Raw genomic sequence first — 19,593 nt, forward strand, 5'->3', positions numbered from 1 at the left:
TTGCTCCAGTTCGTTGCGGCGCGCGATGCCGCGCTCTGCCTTGCCGGCGGCCGACGCGCCCTTCCATTGTCGGTCTGCGCCGTTTGCCCGCGGTCGCGGGCGTGACGGGAACGAAACGGTTCGAGCATCGAGGGTCGGCCGGTCGTTCCGGCGACGATACGCGATTTTCCGCCGCGTCGATATGCATCGACGCGACCCGGCAAACGGCGGCAGGCCCCAAGCCTACCAAACTTGACCTTGCAGATGGGCCGATCGCGCGACCGGCGGGTCGGCATGGGGCAGGAATCGGCGTTGGCCGACGGCAATGGCGCAGCGGCCGCATGCGGATGGCAGGAACATCGCTTGCTCCGCGCAATCACGTACCGTCACGCGTACGATCGGGCCGCATTCCGCGTATTACCGAATGCCTCCAATTCCGGCCCGGTTTCGATCGCGGCCTTGAAATACCATTCGGCCTTTCTTTGATCCGCCTCTATGGCGATTGATTATCCATTTCCATCGATTTGCAGGTTTTACCGACTCCCCGAGTAATAATTACGATTTATCCTAGAATGAAATATCAAAAAAGCCATCAACCAATATTGACTTCGACTTTCATCGAAATCTAGAATCGCCTACAACACCTTTCGTCTGATTTTCCATCGCTGCATGAGCGGCGCGGTTCGCCCAGGCCGATTGCGCGGGCGGCGGCGTTCGCCACCGACTTCACCCGTATCGCACCGGGCGGCGTGTGCTTTTGCATTTATTTTCGGCATTTATCGCTTATCCGATTAATCGCCGCTCAATTCGCCCCCGCGCATCACCCCACGATCGATTCAGCGGCATTTCGATAATGCCCGCGATGCAGCATGAAGCGGAGCGCGTCTCCGCGAATTCGAACATTCCGATAAAAATCGCAGTCGTCAGGAGGGTCGTCATGAACGTGCACCGCTTCGCGAAATCGCTGTGTGTCGGATTCGTCTGCGCAGGCCTGCTTGCGGCTTGCAACGACGACGACGTCCAGTCGAACAGCCCGCCGTCGAACACGGCCGCGCTGTCGTTCCGGATGGATACCGGCGGGCAGATCAATGCGTTCTACCGGCGCGACCAGGTCGCCGCGCACCTGCTCGTGCGCTCGTCGGCGAAGCCGCGCCTGCTCGTGGTGTTTCCGGCCGGCAACAGCGGCACTGGCCTGTGGTTCGACGATACCGCGCAGCCGGTGAACTGGAGCCTCGATACGCCGCCGTCCGCGCTGTCGGCGCCCGACACGCACGGCCGCCCGCTGTACGGAATCGGTGCCGACGTGTCGGTCGACAGCGACACGCTCACCGTTCGCCAGGGCCTGCTCAGCAACGTGCGCTTCCTGCGCGACTTCAACGGCGGCGCGACGATTCCGCCGGAGATCGTCACCGCGCCGACGGTCCAGGGCAGTGCCGCGCAGTGGCAGCGCGACCGGATCGACGGCGCGCCCGGCTACGTGCTGCGCATCATGCTGCGCGACGGCGGCAGCATCGCGACGGCCGCGGGCGGCAAGCTCGTGCTGCGCGCGGCGCCCGGCTCGCACACGCTGAAATTGCACGTCGACGCGCTGTCGGGCGAGACGCCGTTGTCGCCGATCACGCGCGCCGACCTGTTCGCGCCGTCGGTGAACCCCGACCCGGTCAGCCAGAACGTGCTCGAATTCCTGAGCTTCCACGACAAGCTGCTGGCCGGCTCGTGGCAGTACGACACCTACTTCGGCCGAGACACGCTGATCTCGGTGCGCATGCTGATGCCGGTGCTCGAGCCCGCGGCGATCGAGGCCGGCCTGTCGTCGGTGCTGAGCCGTCTGTCGAACGACGGCAAGGTCGCGCACGAGGAAGGGATCGGCGAATTCGCGCTGGTCGACAACGCGAAGCACGGCCGGCCGAACGATGCGACGCCGACCTACGACTACAAGATGATCGACAGCGACTACCTGCTCGCGCCGATCGCGGCGGCCTGGCTGATCGACGACACGCGCGGCCAGGCGCGCGCGGCCGCCTATCTCGCGCAACGCGGCAGCGACGGCCAGACCAACGGCAGCCGGCTCGTCGTCAACCTGCTGCACGTCGCGGCCACCGCGCAGCCGTTCGCGCAGCAACCGACGGTCGCGAACCTGATCCGGCTGCGGCCCGGCGAGATCGTCGGCAACTGGCGCGACAGCACCGACGGGCTCGGCGGCGGCGTCTACCCGTACGACGTGAATGCGGTGCTCGTACCGGCCGCGCTGCGCGCCGCGAACGCGTTCCTCGCGCGCGGCCTGCTCGATCCGTACCTGGACGCCGCGCAACGCGCGACGCTCGCGAACACGGCGGCCCAGGCGGCCGTATGGGAGCAGCAGGCGCCGCCGCTGTTCCAGGTCAGCGTACCGGCCGCGCAGGCGGCAACCGACGTGTCGGCCTACGCGCCGTCCGCCGGTGTGCCGGCCGGCACCGCGCCGAGCGCGCCGCTGACGTTCTACGCGTTGTCGCTCGACCAGCAGGGCACGCCGATCCCGGTGATGCATTCCGACGGCGGCTTCGCGCTGTTGTTCGGCACGCCGCCGGACGATGAACTGCAGCGGATCGTGTCCGATGTCACGCGACCGTTCCCGACTGGGCTCGTCACCGACGTCGGAATGCTGATCGCGAACCCCGCGTACGCCAGCCAGACGCTGTGGCCAAAGTTCACGAGTTCCGCGTATCACGGCACGGTGATCTGGTCGTGGCAGCAGGCGATGTGGGTCGCCGGGCTCGACCGGCAGCTCGCGCGCCAGGACCTGTCGGACACGACGCGCACGCTGCTGACGCAGGCGCGGCAGACCATCTGGCAGGCGATCTCGAACGGACGCGACATGCGCACGTCGGAAATGTGGACGTGGTCGTACGTGAACGGCAAGTACCAGACCGATGCGTTCGGCACGCGCAGCGCGGATGCGACCGAGGCCAATGCGGCGCAGCTTTGGAGTACGACGTATCTGGCGATCCGCGACCCGCAACTGCGCACGGGCAAGTACTGGTGGCAGGCGTCGCAGCGGATGGAAGACGCGCAACCGCGCAGCGCCGCGGCCATCGCAGCGCGCTAGGTACACGCCGGTCAATAGAAAGCCCCGCGCGCGCATTCGGGCGCGGGGCTTCATTCGGATCGTCCGCGCAACGGCTCGATGCCGCGTCGCTCCCGCGCGCTCCGTGCGTACGCGCCACGCCGCAGAATCCGCGGCGCTCGTTCGTCAGTGCGCGACCACGCGATTGCGCCCGTCTCGTTTCGCCTGATACAAGCGCTCGTCCACCGCGCGCAGCAACGCATCGACGGTGCTGCCGTCGACGCCGTACTGCGCGACGCCGACGCTGACCGTCACCTGCACGCGCTTGAAATCCAGCCCGAACGGCGAACTCGCGATCGACGATCTCACGCGCTCGGCGGTCATCCGCGCACCTTCGAGCGGCATCTCCGGCAACAGCGCCATGAACTCCTCGCCGCCGACCCGTGCGAGCGCCCCCGCCGGCCGGAGCGCTTCGAGACACTGGCGCACGACGCCGCGCAATACCTCGTCGCCGATCTGATGCCCGTACGCATCGTTGATGTTCTTGAAGTTGTCGAGATCGAGCGCCAGCAGGCAGAACGGCGTGCCGTCGCGCTCCGCGCGCACGATCTCGCGCTCCACCTGCGCGATGAACTGGCGGCGGTTCGACGCGCCCGTCATCGGGTCGGTCGCGGCCATGTATTCGAGCTTCTGGTTCGTGCGCCGCAACTCCTGCAGCGCGCTCTCGGTGCGCGCCATCGATTCCGACAGCCGGCTCATCAGGTCTTGCTGGCTGTAGATCGCGGAGAACGAGCGTGTCGTCTGCAGCGCCTGCACGACGCCGAAGCTCAACAGGAAGAAGCCGCCCGCGAAGATCGCATGCGCGAGCCACCACATGTGATTCCACGGCTTGCCGAGCATGAACGCGAGCGACGACAGCGCGAACGCGGTGATCGACACGCCGTAGATCACCATCAGCGGCGAACGGATGCGGCGCGCGAGCAGCACGCCGACGTTCAGCAGCGAAAGCACGAGCGCGCCGCCTTCCATCGAGGTGCGCGTGCCGAATGCGCCCGCGATCGGCGAATACGCGATGTACGCGACCGCCGCGTCGACGATCAGGAACAGCACGACCCACGGCAGCCACGTTCGCACGCGCGTACGCCTGTCGACGCGATCGGGCGGCTGCGAATACGACAGCATGCCGGTGAGCAGCAGCATCGACATCACGAGCCGCGATGCAGGCCCGTACAGCAGGAACAGCCAGATGTTGTGATGCGCCATGCCCGTGAAGAGGCCGTGCAGCGCATAGATCATCGCGAAGCCGAGAAAGCCGAGCGTCAGCCAGCGCAGCAGCGGTTCGCCGGACGACCGGTAGCACACCCAGGTCACGTAGGTGACGAATGCGCCCTCGAGCGTGGCGGCCGCAATCGCGAGTTCATGGAATGCGTGGCTCTCGAACAGCACGTGCGGGTCGCTGAAGAACCACAGATAGGCAATCAGATAGGCCGGCAGCAATGCGAATCCGACCAGCAGGCATCTTGCGTAGAGCCTCGCGGCCGCGCTGACGATGCGCGGCGGTTCCCCGGCTGCATAGGCTGTGCTCAATTTGATCCCCGTTTCGGTCTGCTGCGTGGTTCGAACGTCCACGGTGCCGGAAACGCGCACTGCATCGTCTTCGCCGGCTACCGGAAACGCGTCGCGTGCGTCGGTGCGGCACGCGCGCTGACCCATCCCGCCGAAAGGCAAATGTCAGAGCAAGTATAGGTGCCGCAATTCGTTTGACAAGTAAGGGGAAACAGCATCCTCGGGCCGGCACCGTTTGCTTCAGGATCCTTACGAATCGCTGGCGGAGCGCGCCGGTTCGCCCGTCGTGGCGGCCGCTTTCCCGTCGCGGAAAATTGCGGCCGCCGGCGACCTCACGTCAGACGATTTCGAACAGTCCGGCGGCGCCCTGCCCGCCGCCGATGCACATCGTGACGACCACGTATTTCACGCCGCGCCGCTTGCCTTCGAGCAGCGCGTGGCCGGTCAGGCGCGCGCCCGACACGCCATACGGGTGGCCGACCGCGATCGCGCCGCCGTTCACGTTCAGGCGATCGTCAGGGATCCCGAGCGTATCGCGGCAGTACAGCACCTGCACCGCGAACGCTTCGTTCAACTCCCACAGACCGATGTCGTCGACCTTCAGTCCCGCCTGCTTCAGCAGCTTCGGCACCGCGAACACCGGGCCGATCCCCATTTCGTCCGGCTCGCAACCGGCAACCGCGAACCCGCGGAACACGCCGAGCGGTTGCAACCCTTCGCGCTGCGCGACATCGGCGTTCATCACGACGCAGGCCGACGCGCCGTCCGAGAACTGGCTCGCGTTGCCCGCGGTGATCACGCCGCCCGGCACGGCCGAGCGGATTTTCGACACGCCTTCGAGCGTCGTGTCGGGCCGGATGCCTTCGTCGGCCGACACCGTCACTTCCTGCGTGAACAGGCGCCCCGTGGCCTTGTCGGCGATGCCCGCGCGCACGGTGATCGGCACGATCTCGTCACGAAAGCGCCCGGCTTCCTGCGCGGCTGCGGCGCGCTGTTGCGACTGCACGCCGTACGCATCCTGACGCTCCTTCGCGATCCCGTAGCGCTTCGCGACGTTCTCGGCCGTCTGCAGCATGTTCCAGTAGATCTCCGGCTTGTGCTCGACGAGCCAGCCTTCCTGGATCATGTGCCGGTTCATTTCGTTCTGCACGCACGAGATCGATTCGACGCCGCCCGCGACGTACACGTCGCCCTCGCCCGCGATGATCCGCTGCGCGGCAAGCGCAATCGTCTGCAGCCCGGACGAACAGAAGCGGTTCACCGTCATCCCCGGCACACTGACCGGCAGCCCGGCGCGCAGCGCGATCTGCCGCGCGATGTTGGCGCCGGTCGCGCCCTCGGGGTTCGCGCAACCCATGATCACATCCTCGATGCGCGCCGGATCGAGCTTCGCGCGCTCGAGCGCGGCCGCGACCACGTGGCCGCCGAGCGTCGCGCCGTGCGTCATGTTGAAGGCGCCGCGCCACGATTTCGCGAGCGCGGTGCGTGCGGTCGATACGATTACGGCTTCGGTCATGCGAGTCTCCTTCGGTCCTGCTTCATGTCGGATGGGAATGCGCTACGCCGTCGGGCGCGCGCCCGCGGACGTCACATGCGCGACGCCCGCCGCCTGCATCTGTTGCCATGCGTGCGCGAGCGACCCGTTCAGGTCGATCGCCCGGCACGCATCGTTGATCACCGCGGCCTCGAAGCCCGCCGCGCGCGCATCGAGTGCCGACCACGCGACGCAGTAGTCGGTCGCGAGCCCGCAGCACCACACGCGCTTCGCCCCGAGCTCGCGCAGATAGCCGGCGAGCCCCGTACGCGTCGTGCGATCGGCCTCGACGAACGCGGAGTAGCTGTCGACCTGCGCGTCGCCGCCCTTGCGGATCACGAGCCGCGCGTGCGGGATGTCGAGGTCGCGATGCAGCGCCGCGCCTTCGGTGTCCTGCACGCAGTGCACGGGCCACAGCACCTGCTCGCCGTACGGCAGCGCGAGCGTCGAAAACGGTTCGCGCCCCGGATGGTTCGCCGCGAACGACACGTGCTCGCGCGGGTGCCAGTCCTGCGTCAGCACGACGTGGTCGAAGCGTTGCGCGAGCGCGTTGATCACGGGCACGACCGCGTCGCCGTCCGGCACCGCGAGTGCGCCGCCCGGCATGAAGTCGTACTGCACGTCGATCACGAGCAATACGTCGTCGGTGCGTTTCATTGCGTTTCTCCTTGCCGGCGCGGCCGTGCGGTCGCGCGGGTCGTCAGCCGTTGAACCCGCGCCCGGCCTTCGCCAGTTCCACGATCGACGGTGCGAGCTGCCACGCGTCGCCGTTCGGTGCAGCCGCGTAGCGGCGGATCGCCCGCTCGACGTTGTAGAGGCCCACCATGTCCGCGTACAGCATCGGGCCGCCGCGCCACAGCGGGAAGCCGTAGCCGGTCAGATAGACCATGTCGATATCGGACGCCTTCGACGCGATCTTCTCCTCGAGGATCTTCGCGCCTTCGTTGACGAGCGCATACACGAGCCGCTCGACGATCTCGTCGTCGCCGATCTTGCGCCGCTCGACGCCGCGCTCCTTCGAGTACGCGACGACCATCTCGTCGACGAGCGCCGACGGTTTCGCCTTGCGCTCGCCCGGCACGTAGTCGTACCAGCCGCCGCCCGTCTTCTGGCCGAAGCGGCCCTGCTCGCACAGGCGGTCGGCGATCTTGGAATAGTGCAGATCGGGCTGTTCCACATAGCGGCGCTTGCGGATCGCCCAGCCGATGTCGTTGCCGGCGAGGTCGCTCATCCGGAACGGCCCCATCGCGAAACCGAACTTCTCGATCGCGCGATCGACCTGCGCGGGCAGCGCGCCTTCCTCCAGCATGAAGAGCGCCTGGCGGATGTACTGCTCGATCATCCGGTTGCCGATGAAGCCGTCGCACACGCCCGACACGACCGCCGTCTTGCGGATCTTCTTGGCCACCGCCATCACGGTTGCGAGCACGTCCTTCGCGGTCTGCGCGCCGCGCACGACCTCGAGCAGCTTCATCACGTTCGCCGGGCTGAAGAAGTGCATGCCGACCACGTCCTGCGGACGCTTCGTGAACGCGGCGATCTTGTCGACGTCGAGCGTCGACGTGTTCGACGCGAGGATCGCGCCGGGCTTCGCCACCGCGTCGAGCCGGCCGAACACCTGCTCCTTCACACCCAGTTCCTCGAACACGGCCTCGACGATCAGGTCCGCGTCCTTCAGGTCGTCGTAGGACAGCGTCGGCGTGATCAGCGCCATGCGCGCGTCGAGCTTCTGCTGCGTGAGCTTGCCCTTCTTCACCTGCGCGTCGTAGTTCTTGCGGATCGTCGCGAGGCCGCGGTCGAGCGCTTCCTGCTTCGTCTCGAGCAGCGTGACGGGCAGCCCCGCGTTGACGAAGTTCATCGCGATCCCGCCGCCCATCGTGCCTGCGCCGATCACGCCGACGCGGCGGATCTCGCGCACCGGCGTATCGGCCGGCACGTCGGGAATCTTGCTCGCCGCGCGCTCGCCGAAGAACGCGTGCCGCAGCGCGCGGCTTTCCGGCGTCATCATCAGCGCGACGAAACCGTCGCGCTCCGCGATGCTGCCCCTGTCGAAACCGTTGAGCACGCCGGCCTCGATCGCGTCGATGCACTTGTGCGGCGCGGGGAAGTTCGGCGCGGCGGCCCGCACGGAATTGCGCGCGAACTGGATGAAGCCCGCGGCGTTCTCGTGGACGATCTTGCGGTCGCGCACGCGCGGATGCGGACCGCCCTGCGCGCCGGCCTTGCGCGCGAACGCGACGGCCGTCTCGAGCAGGTCGCCGTCGGCCATTGCGTCGAACAGCCCGCTCGTCGCGAGCTGCTCCGACGGCACCGGCGCGCCCGACACGATCATGTTCAGCGCGGTTTCGAGCCCGACCGCGCGCGGCAGCCGCTGCGTGCCGCCCGCACCCGGCAGCAGGCCGAGCTTCACTTCGGGCAGCGCGACCTGCGCACCGGGCGACGCGACGCGATAGTGCGCGCCGAGCGCGAGTTCGAGCCCGCCGCCCATCACGACGCTGTGCAACGCCGCGACGACCGGTTTCGCGCTCGCCTCCACCGCGCGGATCACGGTGTGCAGCGTCGGTTCCTGCAGCGCCTTCGGCGTATTGAATTCGGTGATGTCGGCGCCGCCCGAGAACGCGCGGCCGGCGCCCGTCAGCACGATCGCGGCGATCGCCGGATCCTGCGCGGCGCGATCGAGCGCGTCCATGACGCCCTGGCGCGTCGACAGGCCGAGCCCGTTGACGGGCGGATTGTTGAGCGTGATGACGGCCACGCCGTCGCGAGTCGAGTAATCCACTGCCATCTGCCTGCCTCCATGCATCGCGCGCCGGGGTGGCTGCGCTTCATTGTGCGCGGTCGAACGGCCGCATGTCCGGATCGAACGGAGGCAGCATACAACGAAAAAGCACGGTCGTTCAATTTGAATTTTGTGCCGATCCGGGGGCCGGACCGGGCGACCGTGCGGCCGGCCGGCGCCGGCCCGCGATTACGGCTCGCAGACCGCCGTCGGCAACACGTAGTCGCGGAACGTCTCGCGCAGCTTCAGCTTCTGCAGCTTGCCGGTCGCCGTGTGCGGCAGCGCTTCGACGAACACGACGTCGTCGGGCACCCACCACTTCGCGACCTTGCCTTCGTAGAACGCAAGCAGCGCATCGCGGGTCAGGTTCGCGCCCTCGCGCGGCACCACGACGAGCAGCGGCCGTTCGGTCCATTTCGGATGCGCGCATGCGATGCAGGCGGCTTCGGCGACACCCGGGTGCGCGATCGCGACGTTCTCGATGTCGATCGAGCTGATCCATTCGCCGCCCGACTTGATCACGTCCTTGCTGCGGTCGGTGATCTGCAGGAAGCCGTCCGGGTCGATCGTCGCGACGTCGCCGGTCGGGAACCAGCCGTCCGACAGCGGCGACGTATCGCTCCTGAAGTAGTGATCGATCACCCATGGCCCGCGCACCTGCAGCTCGCCGAACGCGACGCCGTCCCACGGCAGTTCGTGGCCGTCGTCGCCGACGATCCGCATGTCGACGCCGCAGATCACGCGCCCCTGCTTCTCCAGCAGCCGGCGCTGCGCGTCGAGCGGCCGCTGCGACTGTGCCCAGTTCAGCTTCGCGAGCGTGCCGAGCGGCGACAGCTCGGTCATTCCCCATGCATGGATCACGCGCACGCCGTATTCGTCCTCGAACGTGCGCAGCATCGCGGGCGGGCACGCGGACCCGCCGATCACCGTGCGGTTCAGCGTAGAAAAGCGCACGCCGGCCTCGCGCATGTAGTTCAGCAGGCCGAGCCATACGGTCGGCACGCCCGCCGAGAACGTCACGCGCTCGGCCTCCATCAGCTCGTACAGCGACTTGCCGTCGAGATCCTTGCCGGGCAGCACGAGCTTGCCGCCGGTGAGCGGCACCGCGTACGGCAGCCCCCATGCGTTCACATGGAACATCGGCACGACGGGCAGCACCGCATCGAGCGCCGACAGGTTCATCGCATCGGGCAGCGCGGCGCCGTATGCGTGCAGCACCGTCGAGCGATGCGAATACAGCACGCCCTTCGGATTGCCGGTCGTGCCCGACGTGTAGCAGAGGCCCGACGCCTGCCGCTCGTCGAGGCGCGGCCAGTCGTAGCGGCCGTCCTCGGCGCCGACCAGCGTTTCGTAGCACAGGTACGGCGTCGCGCCGGACGGCAGGTGCGCGGCGTCGGTCATCGCGATCCACCCCTTCACGTGCGGGCACTGCGGCGCGATCGCATCGACGAGCGGCGCGAAATTGAGGTCGAAGAAGACGTAGCGGTCTTCCGCGTGATTGACGATGTACGCGATCTGCTCGGGAAAGAGGCGCGGGTTGATCGTGTGGCACACGGCGCCCATTCCGCCGATCCCGTAATACGCCTCCAGATGCCGGTAGCCGTTCCACGCCAGCGTGCCGACGCGATCGCCCGTTTCGACGCCGAGCCGCGCGAGCGCCTGCGCGAGGCGTTTCGCGCGCTGCTCGCAGTCGCGGTACGTGTAGCGATGCAGGTCGCCTTCCACGCGCTTCGACACGATCTCCGTGTCGCCGGCGTAACGCGCGGCATGCGCGATCAGCGACGACACCAGCAACGGCATGTCCATCATCTGGCCCAGCAACGGCTTACCCATCGTCTTGTTCTCCCTGAAGGAAGCGAATCGGTGACCGGCCTCGAAGCGGTGCGCCGGCTTGCGGCCCGTCCACGGCCCGGACAGGCGCTGCGCGGCGCGTGCGGGCCGCCATGCGGGCGGCGCAGCGCCGCCTTACAATATCGGCTTACCCAGAGGCGCTCAACATGTCGTTTTCCCGAAGCGCAGCCGATGCGGCTGACACCCTCCCCGACCTCGCCGCGACGCTCGGCGCGCCGGCCGCCGGCGCGTTCGTCGCGCTCGGCGACGCGTTTCATACGCGGCTGCCGGCCGCGCCGCTGCCCGCGCCGTACGTGGTCGGATTTTCCGACGAAGTCGCGCAACTGCTCGGCCTGCCGGCTTCGGTCGCGGCACGGCCGGACTTCGCCGAGTTGTTCGCCGGCAACCCGACGCGCGACTGGCCCGCGAACGCGCTGCCGTATGCGTCGGTGTATTCCGGCCACCAGTTCGGCGTGTGGGCCGGCCAGCTCGGCGACGGCCGCGCGCTCACGATCGGCGAACTGCCGGGCACCGACGGGCAGCGCTACGAACTGCAGATCAAGGGCGGCGGCCGCACGCCGTATTCGCGCATGGGCGACGGCCGCGCGGTGCTGCGTTCGTCGATCCGCGAATTCCTGTGTTCGGAAGCGATGCATCACCTCGGCATTCCGACCACGCGCGCGCTCGCGGTGATCGGCTCCGACCAGCCGGTCGTGCGCGAGGAGATCGAAACGTCGGCCGTCGTCACGCGCGTGTCGGAGAGCTTCGTGCGCTTCGGCCACTTCGAGCATTTCTTCTCGAACGATCGCCCCGACCTGCTGCGCCAGCTCGCCGACCACGTGATCGATCGCTTCTATCCGGCCTGCCGCGACGCGGACGATCCATACCTCGCGCTGCTCGAAGCGGCGATGCTGCGCACGGCCGATGTCGTCGCGCAGTGGCAGGCGGTCGGCTTCTGCCACGGCGTGATGAACACCGACAACATGTCGATCCTCGGCCTGACGATCGACTACGGCCCGTTCGGCTTCGTCGACGCTTTCGACGCGAACCACATCTGCAACCACTCCGACACGAGCGGCCGCTACGCGTACCGGATGCAGCCGCGCATCGCGCACTGGAACTGCTACTGCCTCGCGCAGGCGCTGCTGCCGCTGATCGGGCTGCAGCACGGGATCGCCGACGACGACGCGCGCGCCGAGCGCGCGGTGGAAGACGCACAGGCCGTGCTCGCGAAGTTTCCGGAGCGCTTCGGCCCCGCGCTCGAACGCGCGATGCGCGCGAAGCTCGGCCTCGAGCTCGAACGCGAGACCGATGCGGAGCTCGCGAACAAGCTGCTCGAAACGATGCACGCGAGCCGCGCGGATTTCACGCTGACGTTCCGCCGGCTCGCACATATCTCGAAGCACGACGCGAGCCGCGATGCGCCGGTGCGCGACCTGTTCATCGATCGCGACGCGTTCGATGCGTGGGCGAACCTCTACCGCACCCGGCTGTCCGAGGAAACGCGCGACGACGCGGCCCGCGCAGCCGCAATGAATCGCGTGAACCCGAAATACGTGCTGCGCAACCATCTGGCCGAAGTCGCGATCCGGCGCGCGAAGGAGAAGGATTTTTCCGAGGTCGAACGGCTCGCGCAGGTGCTGCGCCGGCCGTTCGACGAACAACCGGAACATGAAGCGTATGCGGCATTGCCGCCCGACTGGGCCGGGTCGCTCGAAGTGAGCTGCTCGTCGTAGCGCGACGACCCGACCGACCGATCAGGAGAACCCTCACATGTCACACGATTCCGACGACAAGACCTATCCGTATCAAAAGGACGACGCCGAGCTGCGCCGCCGCCTCACGCCGATGCAGTACGAGGTCACCCAGCATGCGGCGACCGAGCGCGCGTTCACCGGCGAATACACCGACACCGAAGATCCGGGCATCTACAAGTGCGTCGTCTGCAGCACGCCGCTGTTCGAGTCCGGCGCGAAATTCCATTCGGGCTGCGGCTGGCCCAGCTACTTCAAGCCGCTGAACGGCGAGGTGATCGACGAGAAGATCGACCGCTCGCACGGGATGGTGCGCGTCGAGGTGCGCTGCAACCATTGCGGCGCGCACCTCGGCCACGTGTTCGAGGACGGCCCGCGCGACAAGACCGGTTTGCGGTACTGCATCAATTCGGCTGCGTTAAACTTCGAGTCCCGACCCGAAAACGAATGAGCGGCGCCGGACGGATCGGTCGGGCAGCGTTGCCGGCTGCCCGACCCCGGACGGTGACGCCTGGCGGGTCCCTACAACGGTGAAAGGCCGCGCGATGCGGCCTTTCACGCAGCTGCGAGCGCCATGAAATTCCTGTTCGATCTGTTTCCGATCATCCTGTTTTTCGCCGCCTTCAAGGTCTGGGGCATCTTCACCGCCACCGCCGTCGCGATCGTCGCGACGCTGGCCCAGGTCGCGTGGGTCGCCTTCCGCCACCGGAAGGTCGACACGATGCTGTGGGTCAGCCTCGGCGTGATCGTCGTCTTCGGCGGCGCCACCCTCGTCCTGCATGACGAAAAATTCATTCAATGGAAACCGACTGTGCTGTACTGGCTGTTTGCGATCGGGCTGCTCGCCGCGCGCTATGCGTTCGGCAACAACCTGATCGAGAAGATGATGGGCAAGCAGCTCACGCTGCCGCATCCCGTGTGGGACAAGCTGAATGTCGCGTGGGCGCTGTTCTTCGCAGTGCTCGGCGTCGCGAACCTGTACGTGGTGCACAACTTCACCGAATCGCAGTGGGTGAACTTCAAGCTGTTCGGCACGACGGGCGCGATGGTCGTGTTCATCATCCTGCAGAGCCTGTGGCTCACGAAGTACCTGAAGGACGAATGACATGACCGATACCTTTCTGAACGCGTCGCCCGACGAGCGCATCGCGCTGATCGAAGCGCGCCTCACCGCATCGCTCGCGCCGCTGTCGCTCGCGGTGCGCGACGACAGCGCGCAGCACGCCGGCCATGCCGGCGCGGCCGCCGGCGGCCACTACACGGTGACGATCGTATCGGCCGCCTTCGCGGGCAAGCCGCGCGTCGCACGGCATCGCCTGGTGTATGATGCGCTCGCTGATGCGATGCAGCGCGGCATTCACGCGCTCGCGATCGTGGCTTACACGCCCGAAGAATTCAACGAATCTTCAATCTAGTCTCAACAGGAATTCCCGATGATCCTGAAATCCCCCCGCCTGTGGGTCGCGGCGGCTGCTTTTGCAGCGGCACCGGCATTCGCCCAGAACATCGCCGTCGTCAACGGCACGCCGATTCCGAAGTCGCGCGCCGACGCGATGGTCGCGCAGCTCGTCCAGCAAGGCCAGACCGACAGCCCGCAGCTTCAGCAGGCCGTGCGCCAGGAACTCGTGAACCGCGAAATCCTGATGCAGGAAGCAATCCGTGAAGGCATCCCGAACCGTCCGGACGTGAAGGCGCAGGTCGCCGTCGCGCAGCAGACGGTCGTGCTGCGCTCGATGATCGAGAGCTTCCTGAAGAAGAACCAGCCGACCGACGCCGAAGTGAAGGCGCGCTATGACGATCTCGTGAAGGGTGCCGGCGGCAACCGCGAGTACCACCTGCACCACATCCTCGTCGACAGCGAGCAGCAGGCGAAGGACCTGATCGCGAAGATCAAGGGCGGCGCGAAGTTCGAGGACCTGGCGAAGCAGTACTCGAAGGATCCGGGCTCGGGCAAGAACGGCGGCGACCTCGACTGGTCGGACCCGAAGGCGTACGTGCCGGAATTCGCGGCCGCCGCGCAGAAGCTGCAGAAAGGCCAGATGACCGATGCGCCGGTGAAGACGCAGTTCGGCTGGCACATCATCCGCGTCGACGACATCCGCGACATCGCGCCGCCGCCGTTCGACCAGGTGAAGGCGCAGATCGCGCAGCAGCTCGTGCAGCAGAAGCTGCAGGCGTTCGAGGAAGGTCTGCGCCAGCAGGCGAAGATCCAGTAACGTCGGCGCAGCTCGTCCGCGCAAAGGCCGCTCCCAGGAGCGGCCTTTTTGTTTCCGGCACCCGCTTTCGCGCGTCGCGCGACGCGCGCGGGCCGCGAACGCAACGGACTCGCGTGGGCGCGGCGCCTCACGCGCCGGCGGCCCAATGAAAAAGCCGCGCGATGCGGCTTTGCGGAACGGCGGGATGACAGGCGATCAACGCGGCGAACCGCTACGCCGGATGAAACGCGTCGTGATAGCGGACCGCACCCGACGGCCGCGGCGCGGCTTCGTCGAGCGCCAGTGCGAGGAAGTACGCGGGCGGCGCGTCCGTGAATACGAGATCGCCGGACGGCACGAAACCGAAACGCGCGTAGTACGCGGGGTCGCCCAGCACGACGCAGCCGCGCGCACCGAGCCGGCGCAACGCGTCAAGGCCCGTGCGCACGAGCCCGGCCCCGACGCTTTGCCGCCGGCATTCGGGCCGCACCGCGAGCGGCGCGAGCCCGTACCAGCCGTGGCTGCCGGCCGGCTCGCCGGCGATCGACACCGGCGAGAACGCGACGTGGCCGATCACGCGCTCGTCGCGCTCCGCGACGAGCGATACGCTCAGCGCACCGTCCGCGCGCAGCGCGTCGACGATCTGCCGCTCGAACTGCCCGTGCTGCGGCGCCTCCGCGAATGCGGCCGCGATCACGCGACCGATCGCATCGACGTCGCCTGCGCGTTCGTCGCGCAGCGTGACGATGTCGACCGGCGCGTGCGGATCGAACATCAGCCGATCCAGCGGCGCGCGTTGCGGAACACGCGCATCCACGGGCTCGCTTCGCCCCAGCCTTCCGGATGCCAGCTCATCGTGACCGTGCGGTGCACGCGCTCCATGTGCGGCATCAGCACCGAGAAGCGGCCGTCGGCCGTCGTGACCGACGTGATGCCGGCCGGCGACCCGTTCGGGTTGAACGGATAGCGTTCGGTCGCTTCGCCGCGGTGGTCGACGTAGCGCATCGCGACCGCGACGCGCTCGATGTCGCCCTGCTGCGAGAAGTCCGCATAGCCTTCGCCGTGCGCGACCGCCACCGGAATCCGCGAGCCTTCCATCCCCGCGAAGAAGATCGACGGCGACTTCTCCACTTCGACGAACGAGAAGCGTGCCTCGAACTGCTCGGACTTGTTGCGCGTGAACTTCGGCCACGCTTGCGCGCCCGGGATCATCGACGCGAGGCTCGACAGCATCTGGCAACCGTTGCAGATGCCGAGCGCGAACGTGTCGGGGCGCGCGAAGAACGCCGAGAACATGTCGGCGAGGTTCGCGTTGAAGCGGATCGTCTTCGCCCAGCCTTCGCCGGCACCCAGCACGTCGCCATACGAGAAGCCGCCGCACGCCACCGCACCCGCGAAATCGGCGAGCGTCGCACGGCCCGCGAGCAGGTCGCTCATGTGCACGTCGTGCGCATCGAAGCCCGCGCGGTCGAACGCGTAGGCCGTTTCGAGGTGCGAGTTCACGCCCTGCTCGCGCAGGATCGCGACGCGCGGACGTGCACCCGTCGCGATGAACGGCGCGGCGATGTCGTCGGCCGGATCGAAGGTCAGCACCGGCGAGATGCCCGGGTCGGCCGCGTCGAGCAGCGCGTCGTATTCGGCGTCCGCACAGGCCGGGTTGTCGCGCAGCCGCGCGATGCGCCAGCTGACTTCGCCCCACGCGCGATGGAGTTCGACGCGCGGCGCATCGAACACTTTCTTCGCGTCGCGGTATACCTCGATCACGTCGCGATCGTTGACCGTGCCGATCACGTGCGAGCACGCCGACAGGCCGAATTCGCGCAGCGCGCCGAGCACCGCGTCGCGGTCGGCCGCACGCACCTGCACGACGGCGCCGAGCTCTTCGGAGAACAGCGCGCGCAGCGTGCGATCCTCGCGGCGGCCGCTCGTCTGCTTCGCCCAGTCCTTCGCGTCGCCGTAGTCGGATTCGTGGTTCGGGTCGAGCGTCAGCATGTCGACGTTCAGCGACACGCCGGCGTGGCCCGCGAACGCCATTTCGCATACCGTCGCCCACAGGCCGCCGTCCGAGCGGTCGTGGTACGCGAGCAGCTTGCCTTGCGCGTTGAGCGACTGGATCGCGTTGAAGAAGCGCTTCAGGTCTTCCGGATCGTCGACGTCCGGCGTCGCATCGCCGACCTGCTGCGTGACCTGCGCGAAGATGCTGCCGCCCATCCGGTTCTTGCCGCGCCCGAGATCGATCGCGATCAGCACGCTGTCGCCCGCGTCGGCGATGCGGCGCAGTTGCGGCGTCAGGTGGCGGCGCACGTCGTCGACCGGCGCGAACGCGGAGATGATCAGCGACACCGGCGACACCACTTCCTTCGCGACGCCCTGCTCGTCCCACTTGGTCTTCATCGACAGCGAATCCTTGCCGACCGGGATGCCGATCCCGAGCGCCGGGCACAGCTCCATGCCGATCGCCTTGACCGTGTCGAACAGCGCGGCGTCCTCGCCGGCCGTGCCGCACGCGGCCATCCAGTTCGCCGACAGCTTCAGCTTGTCGAGCGACGCGATCGGCGCGCTCGCGATGTTCGTGATCGCCTCGCCGACGGCCATGCGGCCCGAGGCCGGCGCGTCGATCACCGCGAGCGGCGTGCGCTCGGCCATCGTCATCGCCTCGCCCTTGAAGCCCGCGTAGTCGAGCGCGGTCACCGCGCAGTCGGCCACCGGCACCTGCCACGGGCCGACCATCTGGTCGCGCACCGACGTGCCGCCGACCGAACGGTCGCCGATCGTGATCAGGAACGACTTGCTGCCGACCGTCGGGTGCTTCAGCACGTCGACCGCGACTGCCGACAGCGCGATGCCCGTCACGTCGACCGGCGCGCGCTCGGTCGTGACGCGCGTGACGTCGCGGTGCATACGCGGCGGCTTGCCGAGCAGCACCTCCATCGGCATGTCGACCGGGAATTCATCCGCGCCCTTCGCTTCGTCGTCGACGAGCTGCAGCTGGCGTTCGTCGGTCGCGACACCAACCACCGCGAACGGGCAGCGCTCGCGTGCGCAGATCGCCTCGAAACGCGGCAGGTCGGCCGGCGCGATCGCCAGCACGTAGCGCTCCTGCGCCTCGTTCGACCAGATTTCGCGCGGCGACAGGCCCGATTCCTCGAGCGCGACCTTGCGCAGTTCGAAGCGTGCGCCCTTGCCCGCGCCGTCGACGATCTCGGGGAACGCATTCGACAGGCCGCCCGCGCCGACGTCGTGGATGCTCAGGATCGGGTTTTCCGCGCCGAGCTGCCAGCAGCCGTTGATCACTTCCTGCGCGCGCCGCTCGATTTCCGGGTTGCCGCGCTGCACCGAGTCGAAGTCGAGCTCGGCCGTGTTCGCGCCGGTCGCCATCGAGCTCGCCGCGCCGCCGCCCATCCCGATGCGCATGCCGGGGCCGCCGATCTGGATCAGCAGCGAACCGGCAGGCACGTCGTGCTTGTGCGTGTGCTGATCGGCGATGTTGCCGAGGCCGCCCGCGATCATGATCGGCTTGTGATAGCCGCGCACCTGGCCGCCGACGTTCTGCTCGTACACGCGGAAGTAGCCGCCGAGGTTCGGACGGCCGAATTCGTTGTTGAACGCAGCGCCGCCGAGCGGGCCGTCGATCATGATCTGCAGCGGCGACGCGATGCGGTCCGGGCGGCCGTACGGGCCGTGCTGCTCGTTCGGGTTGCGCTCGGCGACCGGCTGCGCCGCGTCGCGGTCGTTTTCCCACGGCTGGCGCGCGTCCGGCAGGTCGAGGTTCGACACCGTGAAGCCGGTGAGGCCTGCCTTCGGACGCGCACCGCGGCCCGTCGCGCCTTCGTCGCGGATCTCGCCGCCCGCGCCGGTCGCCGCGCCCGGGAACGGCGAGATCGCCGTCGGGTGGTTGTGCGTCTCGACCTTCATCAGCGTATGCGTGAGCTCGGTGTGGCGGCCGTAGCGTTCGCCCGGCTCGCCGGCCGCGCCCGCATTGCGCGGGAACCAGCGCTCGGCTTCCGCGCCCATCATGATCGACGAGTTGTCCGAGTACGCGACGATCGTGCCCTGCGGGCTCAGCTTCTCGGTGTTGCGGATCATCGCGAACAGCGACATGTCCTGCTCCTGCCCGTCGATTGTCCACTGCGCGTTGAAGATCTTGTGGCGGCAGTGCTCGCTGTTGGCCTGCGCGAACATCATCAGCTCGACGTCGGTTGGATTGCGTTCGAGCTTGCGGAACGCGTCGACCAGGTAGTCGATCTCGTCGTCGGCCAGCGCGAGGCCCAGCTCGGCGTTCGCCTGCTCGAGCGCGGCGCGGCCGACACCCAGCACGTCGACCGTCGACAGCGGCTTGGCCGGCAGTTCGTCGAACAGGTGCTTCGCGTCGTCGCGCGCGGCGACCACGCTCTCGGTCATCCGGTCGTGCAGCGCGGCAGCGACTGCTGCGCGCGCGTCGTCGGACAGCGCCTTCTTGCCGCCGAGCAGGCCCGATTTCAGCGTGACCGTGAATTCGATGCCGCGCTCGATGCGGCGCACCTGCGTGAGGCCGCAGTGCTGCGCGATGTCGGTCGCCTTGCTCGCCCACGGCGAGACCGTGCCGAAGCGCGGCAGCACGACGAAGGTCTCGACCGTCCCCTTTTCGGCCGCCGGCTCGAACGGCGCGCCGTAGTGCATCAGCGCGTCGATGCGTGCGCTGTCATCGGCCGACAGCGGCTCGGCCGCATTGACGAAGTGCAGGAACTGGCCGCGCACCGCGACGATGTTGGCGTCGATTTGCCTGAGCGTGTCGAGCAGACGGGTTTGACGGAAATCGGAGAGGGCCGAAGCGCCGGGAAAACACGAGAAGTGAGCCATGGGCTGGACTGACGTCGATGAGTCGCGCGAGGTGGCGACGTGGGGCGAAAGGAAGGCCGTAATTATACCCGGAA

13 protein-coding genes are annotated in these 19,593 nt (G+C 67.9%); 6 read left to right on the forward strand and 7 right to left on the reverse strand.

Going from position 1 to position 19,593, the window contains the following annotated elements:
* The first annotated feature begins 922 nt into the window (after positions 1 to 922).
* Positions 923 to 3,064, forward strand: coding sequence for a hypothetical protein (locus Q3A80_RS00555; RefSeq protein WP_446327471.1), 2,142 nt, complete (start codon positions 923 to 925; stop codon positions 3,062 to 3,064).
* 144 nt (positions 3,065 to 3,208) lie between these two features.
* On the opposite strand, the gene Q3A80_RS00560 is transcribed toward Q3A80_RS00555, so the two are convergent.
* The 5 genes from Q3A80_RS00560 to Q3A80_RS00580 all read right to left on the reverse strand — a co-directional run bounded on the left by Q3A80_RS00560 (position 3,209) and on the right by Q3A80_RS00580 (position 10,734).
* The gene (locus Q3A80_RS00560; protein WP_446327207.1) at positions 3,209 to 4,609 is read right to left on the reverse strand and encodes a GGDEF domain-containing protein; all 1,401 of its coding nucleotides are present in this window, start codon (positions 4,607 to 4,609) and stop codon (positions 3,209 to 3,211) included.
* 316 nt (positions 4,610 to 4,925) lie between these two features.
* Positions 4,926 to 6,104, reverse strand: a complete 1,179-nt coding sequence (locus Q3A80_RS00565) for an acetyl-CoA C-acyltransferase (protein WP_446327208.1) — start codon at positions 6,102 to 6,104, stop codon at positions 4,926 to 4,928.
* A gap of 42 nt (positions 6,105 to 6,146) precedes the next feature.
* Positions 6,147 to 6,779 (reverse strand): bifunctional nicotinamidase/pyrazinamidase, encoded by a 633-nt coding sequence (pncA, locus tag Q3A80_RS00570; protein WP_446327209.1) that lies wholly within the window; start codon positions 6,777 to 6,779, stop codon positions 6,147 to 6,149.
* Positions 6,780 to 6,822: 43 nt separating this feature from the next.
* Complete coding sequence (locus tag Q3A80_RS00575) at positions 6,823 to 8,907, reverse strand: 3-hydroxyacyl-CoA dehydrogenase NAD-binding domain-containing protein (protein ID WP_446327210.1); 2,085 nt, start codon at positions 8,905 to 8,907, stop codon at positions 6,823 to 6,825.
* A 183-nt stretch (positions 8,908 to 9,090) separates the two neighbouring features.
* On the reverse strand, positions 9,091 to 10,734 hold the full coding sequence (locus Q3A80_RS00580; RefSeq protein WP_446327211.1) for a 3-(methylthio)propionyl-CoA ligase: 1,644 nt from the start codon (positions 10,732 to 10,734) through the stop codon (positions 9,091 to 9,093).
* Positions 10,735 to 10,898: 164 nt separating this feature from the next.
* Here Q3A80_RS00580 and Q3A80_RS00585 point away from each other — a divergent pair, with 164 nt between their 5' ends.
* The 5 genes from Q3A80_RS00585 (at position 10,899) to Q3A80_RS00605 (ending at position 14,701) form a co-directional block, all read left to right on the forward strand.
* Positions 10,899 to 12,467 (forward strand): protein adenylyltransferase SelO, encoded by a 1,569-nt coding sequence (locus Q3A80_RS00585; RefSeq protein ID WP_446327212.1) that lies wholly within the window; start codon positions 10,899 to 10,901, stop codon positions 12,465 to 12,467.
* A 37-nt stretch (positions 12,468 to 12,504) separates the two neighbouring features.
* Complete coding sequence (gene msrB / locus Q3A80_RS00590; protein WP_040144369.1) at positions 12,505 to 12,936, forward strand: peptide-methionine (R)-S-oxide reductase MsrB; 432 nt, start codon at positions 12,505 to 12,507, stop codon at positions 12,934 to 12,936.
* A 123-nt stretch (positions 12,937 to 13,059) separates the two neighbouring features.
* Entirely contained in the window at positions 13,060 to 13,590 is a 531-nt protein-coding gene (locus Q3A80_RS00595; RefSeq protein WP_011352350.1) for a septation protein A, read from the forward strand.
* Between the two features lies 1 nt (position 13,591).
* A complete protein-coding gene (locus Q3A80_RS00600) occupies positions 13,592 to 13,900 on the forward strand; it encodes a BolA family protein (protein WP_124661928.1) in 309 nt (102 codons plus the stop codon).
* A gap of 18 nt (positions 13,901 to 13,918) precedes the next feature.
* Positions 13,919 to 14,701, forward strand: a complete 783-nt coding sequence (locus Q3A80_RS00605) for a peptidylprolyl isomerase (protein ID WP_446327213.1) — start codon at positions 13,919 to 13,921, stop codon at positions 14,699 to 14,701.
* Positions 14,702 to 14,912: 211 nt separating this feature from the next.
* Here the strand turns inward: Q3A80_RS00605 and Q3A80_RS00610 are convergent, their stop codons facing one another.
* Together Q3A80_RS00610 and purL are read right to left on the reverse strand one after the other, a co-directional pair.
* Positions 14,913 to 15,455 carry a GNAT family N-acetyltransferase gene (locus tag Q3A80_RS00610; RefSeq protein WP_446327214.1) on the reverse strand — a complete coding sequence of 181 codons (543 nt, stop codon included), beginning with the start codon at positions 15,453 to 15,455 and terminating at the stop codon, positions 14,913 to 14,915.
* Complete coding sequence (gene purL / locus Q3A80_RS00615) at positions 15,455 to 19,519, reverse strand: phosphoribosylformylglycinamidine synthase (RefSeq protein ID WP_446327215.1); 4,065 nt, start codon at positions 19,517 to 19,519, stop codon at positions 15,455 to 15,457. Before purL ends, Q3A80_RS00610 begins: the two co-directional genes overlap by 1 nt.
* Positions 19,520 to 19,593: the final 74 nt, after the last annotated feature.

The organism is Burkholderia sp. SR8, assembly GCF_052851275.1.

What these genes read in the sequence shown, in the direction of transcription:
- Q3A80_RS00565 (WP_446327208.1), bottom strand. Translation starts at nt 6,104, where the DNA reads ATGACCGAAGCCGTAATCGTATCGACCGCACGCACCGCGCTCGCGAAA.
- pncA (WP_446327209.1), bottom strand. Translation starts at nt 6,779, where the DNA reads ATGAAACGCACCGACGACGTATTGCTCGTGATCGACGTGCAGTACGAC.
- Q3A80_RS00575 (WP_446327210.1), bottom strand. Translation starts at nt 8,907, where the DNA reads ATGGCAGTGGATTACTCGACTCGCGACGGCGTGGCCGTCATCACGCTC.
- Q3A80_RS00580 (WP_446327211.1), bottom strand. Translation starts at nt 10,734, where the DNA reads ATGGGTAAGCCGTTGCTGGGCCAGATGATGGACATGCCGTTGCTGGTG.
- Q3A80_RS00585 (WP_446327212.1), top strand. Translation starts at nt 10,899, where the DNA reads ATGTCGTTTTCCCGAAGCGCAGCCGATGCGGCTGACACCCTCCCCGAC.
- msrB (WP_040144369.1), top strand. Translation starts at nt 12,505, where the DNA reads ATGTCACACGATTCCGACGACAAGACCTATCCGTATCAAAAGGACGAC.
- Q3A80_RS00595 (WP_011352350.1), top strand. Translation starts at nt 13,060, where the DNA reads ATGAAATTCCTGTTCGATCTGTTTCCGATCATCCTGTTTTTCGCCGCC.
- Q3A80_RS00600 (WP_124661928.1), top strand. Translation starts at nt 13,592, where the DNA reads ATGACCGATACCTTTCTGAACGCGTCGCCCGACGAGCGCATCGCGCTG.
- Q3A80_RS00605 (WP_446327213.1), top strand. Translation starts at nt 13,919, where the DNA reads ATGATCCTGAAATCCCCCCGCCTGTGGGTCGCGGCGGCTGCTTTTGCA.
- Q3A80_RS00610 (WP_446327214.1), bottom strand. Translation starts at nt 15,455, where the DNA reads ATGTTCGATCCGCACGCGCCGGTCGACATCGTCACGCTGCGCGACGAA.
- purL (WP_446327215.1), bottom strand. Translation starts at nt 19,519, where the DNA reads ATGGCTCACTTCTCGTGTTTTCCCGGCGCTTCGGCCCTCTCCGATTTC.